We start from the raw sequence: 6,496 nt of genomic DNA on the forward strand, positions 1-6,496 counted from the left end.
CGTCTCCAGGCCATCGAACGGGACACCGACGTGGCCTGACCAGTGGTGCACATAACTCCGTACTCGGTGGTGCACTCAGACGAGTACGCGGACAGGGTTTCTCTTGACGACTTCGACGTCGATTCCGAGATCTGCGCCGTGCTCAACGACGGCGTTCTTGAAGCCGGTGTCGACCCAGCTCTTGGAGATGCTGGGGTAGGTCTTCTTCGCCTGGTCGAGAAGGCGTATTCCTACGGCGTTTTCCGAGAGACTCGCGGCAGCGACGGTCACTGCGAGGAGCAGGCCGATCGTGTCGGTGAGGATGCCTCGCTTCCTGCCTACGATCTTCTTCGCGGCGTCGGTTCCCTGGCTGGTCAGGGGCACGTTGGTGGAGGTCTTCACACTCTGGGTGTCGATGACGGAGGCCGTCGGTTCGGGTTTTCGTCCCTCTTTCACGCGGGCCAGACCGGTCAGGTCGTAGTTGAGCTGGGCAAGGATTCCCTCGTCGCGCCAGGCGGCGTAGTAGGCGTAGACGGTGCCGTGGTTTGGGAAGTCGTGCGGGAGGTATTTCCAGGGAATTCCGGTGCGGTTCACGTAGAGAATCGCGTTGAACACGTCGCGGAGGTCGACCTTGGCCGGCCGGCCAGTGGGCCTGCGGTCGAGCCGGGCCTTTCCCCAGGCCGTCAACGTCGGCTCGATCAAGGCCCATCGGGCGTCGGACAGGTCGCTGGGGTACGGCTTCGGCTGGCTCACGCCGCAGCTTTGACATGGGAGGGCCGGAAGGTGCCGTTCCTCTGACTACCAGGAGGTTCTGTCACATCTTCAAACCAGACGGAATCCCGGCAGCAGAAGTGAGCGAAACGGACGGCAGGCCCTGTGCGGCGGGATGCGATGAAGTTCGCATACTTCCTAAAATTGACCAAAAAGGGGCAGTGCTGAAAGCGGCTTTCCGGAATAAACCTACGTAAACGCCCTCTAAGTGGGCGGTTCGTAAGGTGATGTCTGTTTCCGGGGGACTGTAAAACGTTCGGTGTAACTCCCGATCATGGAAGATGCATCGATGACCAGCAGCAACGTGACCGAGGTTGAGACCGTCGAGCCGTCTGAGGCCGTGGTGCCGAAGTCTGTGGACGACCGGCTGATCGACGAGCTCGTGGGCCGGGCTCAGGCCGAGGGCCTGCAGCTGACCGGTGAGGGCGGGCTGCTTCAGCAGCTGACCAAGCGGCTCCTGGAGTCCGCTCTCGAGGGCGAGATCACCGACCACCTCGGCTATGACAAGCACGATCCCGCCGGGAAGAACGGCGGCAACTCACGCAACGGCACCCGGGCCAAGACGGTGCTGACCGATGTCGGCCCGGTGGAGATAACTGTGCCCCGCGACCGCGAGGGCTCCTTCGAGCCGAAAATCGTCAGGAAGCGGCAGAAGCGCCTTTCCGACGTCGACGAGATGGTCATCTCGCTCGCCGCGAAGGGCCTGACGACCGGTGAGGTCCAGGCCCACCTCTCGGAGGTCTATGGCGCCGACGTGTCGCGCCAGACGATCTCCACGATCACCGACAAGGTCCTCGAAGGCATGGCCGAATGGCAGAACAGGCCCCTGGACGCGGTCTATCCGGTGGTCTTCATCGACGCGATCCACGTGAAGATCCGCGACGGCGCCGTGGCAAACCGGCCCATCTACGTGGCCCTGGCCGTCACGGCCGAGGGCCGGCGGGACATCCTGGGGCTGCGGGCTGGTGATGGCGGCGAGGGTGCCAAGCACTGGATGCACATCCTCACCGAGATCAAGAACCGCGGAGTGAAAGACGTCCTCATGCTCGTCTGCGACGGGCTCAAGGGCCTGCCCGAGGCGGTCGAGGCCGTCTGGCCCCGCACCACCGTCCAGACCTGCGTGGTCCACCTGCTGCGGAACTCCTTCCGCTACGCAGCCCGCCAGGACTGGGACAAGATCGCCAAGGTGCTCAAGCCCGTCTACACCGCGGCGACCGAGGAGGCCGCACTCGAGCGGTTCGCGGAGTTCGCCGACGCGTGGGGCAAGAAGTATCCGGCGATCGTGCGGCTCTGGGAGAACGCGTGGGAGGAGTTCACCCCGTTCCTCCGCTTCGACACCGAGATCCGCCGCATCGTCTGCACGACGAACGCGATTGAGTCCGTCAACGCCAGGATCCGCCGGGCGGTGAAGGCCCGCGGCCACTTCCCGAATGAGCAGGCCGCCTTGAAGTGCGTCTACATGGCGATCATGTCGCTGGACCCGACCGGCAAGGGCCAGGCCCGCTGGACCATGCGCTGGAAGACAGCCTTGAACGCCTTCGACATCACCTTCGACGGCCGGCTCTCCGCAGCACATCAGTAGCCCTCAACAACCCGATTTACACCGCTCGTTTGACAGACCCTGGCACAACACATCCAACGACCAACCCAGCTCAAAGTCACCGGTATTGCTACTAGGGCCTGTCTCCTTGAAAGGCTATGGGCGCCATTCCTGGCGATAGGCGGGGTGTTCGGCGTATGACTGGGCAAGGACTCGCAGCGCGTATGTCAGGCCGGCCGAACGGGAGTCCGAGGGGTCCATGGCCTTGTAGTCGTGCGCCAGCTGCTCGGTCAGGTCGAGCATGGGGAGATGGCTGTCGAGAAGAGCCTCGCCGCCCAGGGTGTCGGACACGTAGGCATAGGCGTGGTTGTCGTCCATGATGCGTGCGACGAGGAACTGCACGAGGTCGTCCATGCGGCCATCTTCGCGGGCAAGGCGCTTTGGCGGTCAAGTAGCTGTCCAGATAAGGTTGGCGGCGAGGTGCAGTGCGGCCTGGTAGGCGATGGCGAGCTTGTCCGTTCGCATGGGCAGGCCGCGCCACTGCTTGAGTCGGTTGATGCACCGTTCGACGGCGTTGCGCTGCTTGTACGCCTCGGCGTCGAAAGCCGGTGGGCGGCTGCCGGCGCGGCCTCGCCGCAGACGGTGGCCGACCTGGTCGGACGGCTGAGGGACGACAGCGCGGATTCCGCGTCGGCGGAGGTGATTCCGGATCGCGCGGGATGAGTACGCGCGGTCCGCCAGGACGGCCTCCGGTCGAGTCCTCGGTCGTCCGGGTCCGCTTCGCGGAACACGGATTGCGGCCATGACGGGGTCGAAGGCCGGGGCGTCGCCCGCCTGGCCTGCGGTGGTCGGGGCTGTGGTCGGCCTACGTCGGCCCGTGGCAATGCAGTTGCCTTAGGGCTGCATGGCCGGAGGGGCAGCCCAGCTTCGACCTTCGGCGGGTTGACGCCCGGGACATGCTGACGCGGGTCTCAGCTGACCCGGCGGGCTGACCAGGACGTAGCGCGACTACAGTCCCGGCTCGTGACCGATGCTGCGCACCGCACTGCTGCGGACGACGATGCGCTTCTGGAGAGGCTGCACGCCATAGCGTGGGGCTTGGAGAGTGTGCCTCCCTCTCCTGGCCTTCTTCCGGATCAGCCCTTCCCTCCTCTCACGAAGACAGAAGTGGACCTTGCTGAACACAGCCTCGGGTATCCCCTGCCTGAATTGCTCCGCCGTATCTACACCGAGGTCGGCGACGGTGGGTTCGGGCCGGAAGGCGGCCTCGCGTCGCTGACACCGCGCCGTGTTCCACATTGGCATCTGGGGGACTGGCCTTGCGCGACGACCCTCCACGCCAAGCGGACGGAGTGGGGGGCGCCGGCGTCGTGGTTCTTCTTGACGAACGGCGGCTGCACGATGGAGTGGTACGTCTCGCTGATAGCGGTTGATCACCCGGTCCTGCTCTGGGATGCCGACGGCTGGGAACCGGACTGGGGCCAGGACCCTCATGACGGCCTGCGATATGCGGCGCCATCGCTGCGCCAGTGGCTGTGGACCTGGGCAGACGGCGGCAATGTCTGGGACGAAGCGCTGGCACTGCCAGATTAGGGGCCAGCGGGCGCTGGCAGAGCAGACGCATCAGGCGCAGCGTGGCCCTGGCCTGCGGTGGTCGGGGCTGTGGTCGGGGCGAGCCCGGCCGCCTAGTTGAGGACCTGGACCTCGCCAACCGCGGCGGTGAACGCGGTCTGTCGGGTCTCGGTGAACTCGCCGCCGTCGCCGAGGGCGGGGGCCGTCCACGTGACGGTCCAGGTCGCGGTGGCGGTGCCCTTGTAGCGGCCGTCCGGCTGGTCTGCGGCGCTCCGTTCGTAGCGGTGGCCTCAGTCCGGGGACGTGGACTTGCCGCGGTCGGCGCTGTACGGGGTGCCGGGGCCGTGGCAGGTGATCGTTGTGCCGTCGCCCATGTCCCACCGGGTCGTCGACACGTTCGCGGTGGCGGTGACGGTGACACCGCCCGCGGTCGCCTTCGCGGTCGCCGGTCCGTACGACGACGTCGAGCGGGTCACCCACATCCACATCAGCATCCCGACCACGTACCGCCCGGCCGCGCGCGGACTGGCCACCTTCGGGCCCACCAGCTTCATGGAGTCGACCGCGCGGCGTGCCACCAGCTCGGGGTCGATCGTGCGCGTGGCCGGGCCGGCGGCGCCGGTCGGGACGAACGTGAAGCCGACCCTGCCGCCCTCGCACCAGACGCGGTAGATGGCGCCGTCCTTGGGCGTCTTGCCGTCCCAGGCCAGGTTCTCCGCCGGGGGCTGCGGTGTCGCCTTCTCGTACGTGCACTTGAGAGCTGGGGCCGCCGAGCCGCCCGAGCCGCGGTTGCACGGCAGCACGGCAGTTCCACGCCCGCGAAGGACACCTACGAGTCCCCCGCAAGCACGCCGAGCACCTTGGAACACGGAAGACAGCCCGACAGGCCGTCAGGGCGGCGCTGACGGGCCCGTGGTGGTCAAGCTCGGCACCTGGCTCGACAACGTCCGCAAACGCGCCGCCAAGCTCTCCGCCCTCGGCCGGATACAGGGCACAGTCCCCGCGGTGCACCAAAGCTGCCGACGACGACCGCTGCGGCTGGATCTTCCACCGCAGCGCGGCATGCGCCCGCTCCCGGGCACGGTGTTCCTGCTGCTCCTTGATCTCCAGTTCCCGGATCCGGCCCCGGACCTGCCGCAACTGCCACTGTCCATGCTCGCGCTTGAGGCGGCCCTGGAGGTGTGATCGCGGCCGGATGTCTCCGTCGACGCCGCACGCGCGAAGCCCGTCGCCCTGACGGATCTCTTCGCGGAATGCGTGCGGGCGTACGTACCTGAAGGGCGGGTCGACGTCGTGACGCCGGGTGCCCATGCCGAGCGGGTCAGCCAGGTCGCGCTGCGGTGTGCGGACGCCGGTGAGGTGATGGGGCGTCTGATCGCGGAGGGTGTCGTCGGCGACTTCAGTGCGCCTGACGTGCTTCGGTTCGGATTCACGCCGCTCTACCTGGGGTGCACGGAAGTGGAGCGGGCCGCGCGGGCATTGGCAACGATCTTGGGCTGAGATGGTGTGGACTTGGTGATGCTCTACCTGGTAGATGCAACCAGTACGGCTTCGCAGATCATCCTGTCTTCTCAGTTGGCTCTTAGTTTTTGACGGAGAAGAAGGAAGTTCATGCGCACTCGTACTCGTACCCGCATAGCAGCCGTCGGCGCGCTCGCAGCACTTTCCGCGCTCGCGCTCACCGGCTGCAACAACGGCGACGAGGCCGACGCCGCTGCCGGCTCGTCCGCCCCCGCGTCGGACTCGGCCTCGACCGCGGCTTCGCCCAAGGCATCGTCCGGGAGCAGCTCGAGCACGAGCGGCGGCGGCAGCTCGTCCAAGGACGGGGGCGGGGGCGGTGGCGCCACTGCGGCCTGCACCCTCCAGACGGTCTCGATCAAGTTCCTCATGAGCGATCACCAGGCCACCGAGCAGCAGGCGGCCAACGGCACCCTCAAGCTCACCAACACCTCCGGTGCCACCTGTACGGTCGTCGGTCCCACGACCGTGACTGCGACCGACGACGAGAACAAGGCCGGCCCGATCTCCGCGGACAACTCCGAGGAGGGCTCGGACGCGGTCGACATCCCGGCGGGCGGCTCGGCGACGGCGGACATCGGCTACAACAACCTGAACACCGAGGGCACCGCTCGCGACACCTGCCCGGTGGGCGCGTCCACCGTCAAGGTCGGGCTGCCGGAGCAGCCGGACACCACGGTGAACGTGCTGAAGGCGGACGGCTCGCAGGGCGGCTACTTCAGCGTCTGCGGCGACAGCTTCAAGGTCGGCGCCTTCACGGTCGGCTAAGGGCCTGCAGATCAATAGCACGTCGATTCCGGTTCTGCGCCTGCGACATGTGCTACGAGCCGCTGACCTGCAGTGACGTCGCACCGAGCAGGTACCAGGTCGACGCTACCGGGGCGTGGACCCGCGTGTTGTTCGGAGACGCGCCCTAGCGAAAGTGTGTGCGGAGATGGGTGTGCCGGGTGCTGTCACGTTGGCTGACCAGGTGGGATGATCTCCGGGTTGGTCATGGTGGGGGAACCGTCCGTGGACAGTGCGCCGTCGTACAGGGGGCACCGGTACCCGGTCGAGGTGATCTCCCACTGTGTGTGGCTGTACTTCCGCTTCCCGCTGTCGTTCCGCGAGGTGGAG

The 6,496-nt window shown here is 66.8% G+C and carries 5 protein-coding genes and 3 pseudogenes; 4 read left to right on the forward strand and 4 right to left on the reverse strand.

Annotation, left to right across the window (positions count from 1 at the left end):
* Positions 1-93: 93 nt before the first annotated feature.
* Positions 94-732, reverse strand: a pseudogene (locus tag ACWCXX_RS40165) (IS5 family transposase); the annotation flags it as partial.
* Positions 733-1,093: 361 nt separating this feature from the next.
* On the opposite strand from ACWCXX_RS40165, the gene ACWCXX_RS40170 reads away from it, so the two are divergent.
* Complete coding sequence (locus ACWCXX_RS40170; protein ID WP_451136134.1) at positions 1,094-2,332, forward strand: IS256 family transposase; 1,239 nt, start codon at positions 1,094-1,096, stop codon at positions 2,330-2,332.
* A gap of 114 nt (positions 2,333-2,446) precedes the next feature.
* Here ACWCXX_RS40170 and ACWCXX_RS40175 read toward each other — a convergent pair whose 3' ends face one another.
* A complete protein-coding gene (locus ACWCXX_RS40175; RefSeq protein ID WP_451136126.1) occupies positions 2,447-2,704 on the reverse strand; it encodes a DUF6221 family protein in 258 nt (85 codons plus the stop codon).
* 33 nt (positions 2,705-2,737) lie between these two features.
* A pseudogene (locus ACWCXX_RS40180) lies at positions 2,738-3,139 on the reverse strand (transposase); the annotation flags it as partial.
* A 174-nt stretch (positions 3,140-3,313) separates the two neighbouring features.
* Here ACWCXX_RS40180 and ACWCXX_RS40185 point away from each other — a divergent pair.
* Positions 3,314-3,883, forward strand: a complete 570-nt coding sequence (locus tag ACWCXX_RS40185) for an SMI1/KNR4 family protein (protein ID WP_451136128.1) — start codon at positions 3,314-3,316, stop codon at positions 3,881-3,883.
* A 269-nt stretch (positions 3,884-4,152) separates the two neighbouring features.
* Here the strand turns inward: ACWCXX_RS40185 and ACWCXX_RS40190 are convergent, their stop codons facing one another.
* Positions 4,153-4,665 (reverse strand): hypothetical protein, encoded by a 513-nt coding sequence (locus ACWCXX_RS40190; protein ID WP_451136130.1) that lies wholly within the window; start codon positions 4,663-4,665, stop codon positions 4,153-4,155.
* 343 nt (positions 4,666-5,008) lie between these two features.
* Between ACWCXX_RS40190 and ACWCXX_RS40195 the strand changes: the two are divergent.
* Together ACWCXX_RS40195 and ACWCXX_RS40200 are read left to right on the forward strand one after the other, a co-directional pair.
* Positions 5,009-5,362: pseudogene (locus tag ACWCXX_RS40195) on the forward strand (kynureninase/PvdN C-terminal domain-containing protein); the annotation flags it as partial.
* Between the two features lie 111 nt (positions 5,363-5,473).
* Positions 5,474-6,148 (forward strand): DUF4232 domain-containing protein, encoded by a 675-nt coding sequence (locus ACWCXX_RS40200; RefSeq protein WP_451136132.1) that lies wholly within the window; start codon positions 5,474-5,476, stop codon positions 6,146-6,148.
* Positions 6,149-6,496: the final 348 nt, after the last annotated feature.

This window comes from Streptomyces sp. NPDC001732 (genome assembly GCF_053596315.1).

Bases quoted from the DNA above. Each gene is read 5' to 3' on its own strand.
- ACWCXX_RS40175 (WP_451136126.1), bottom strand. From the start codon at position 2,704: ATGGACGACCTCGTGCAGTTCCTCGTCGCACGCATCATGGACGACAAC.
- ACWCXX_RS40200 (WP_451136132.1), top strand. From the start codon at position 5,474: ATGCGCACTCGTACTCGTACCCGCATAGCAGCCGTCGGCGCGCTCGCA.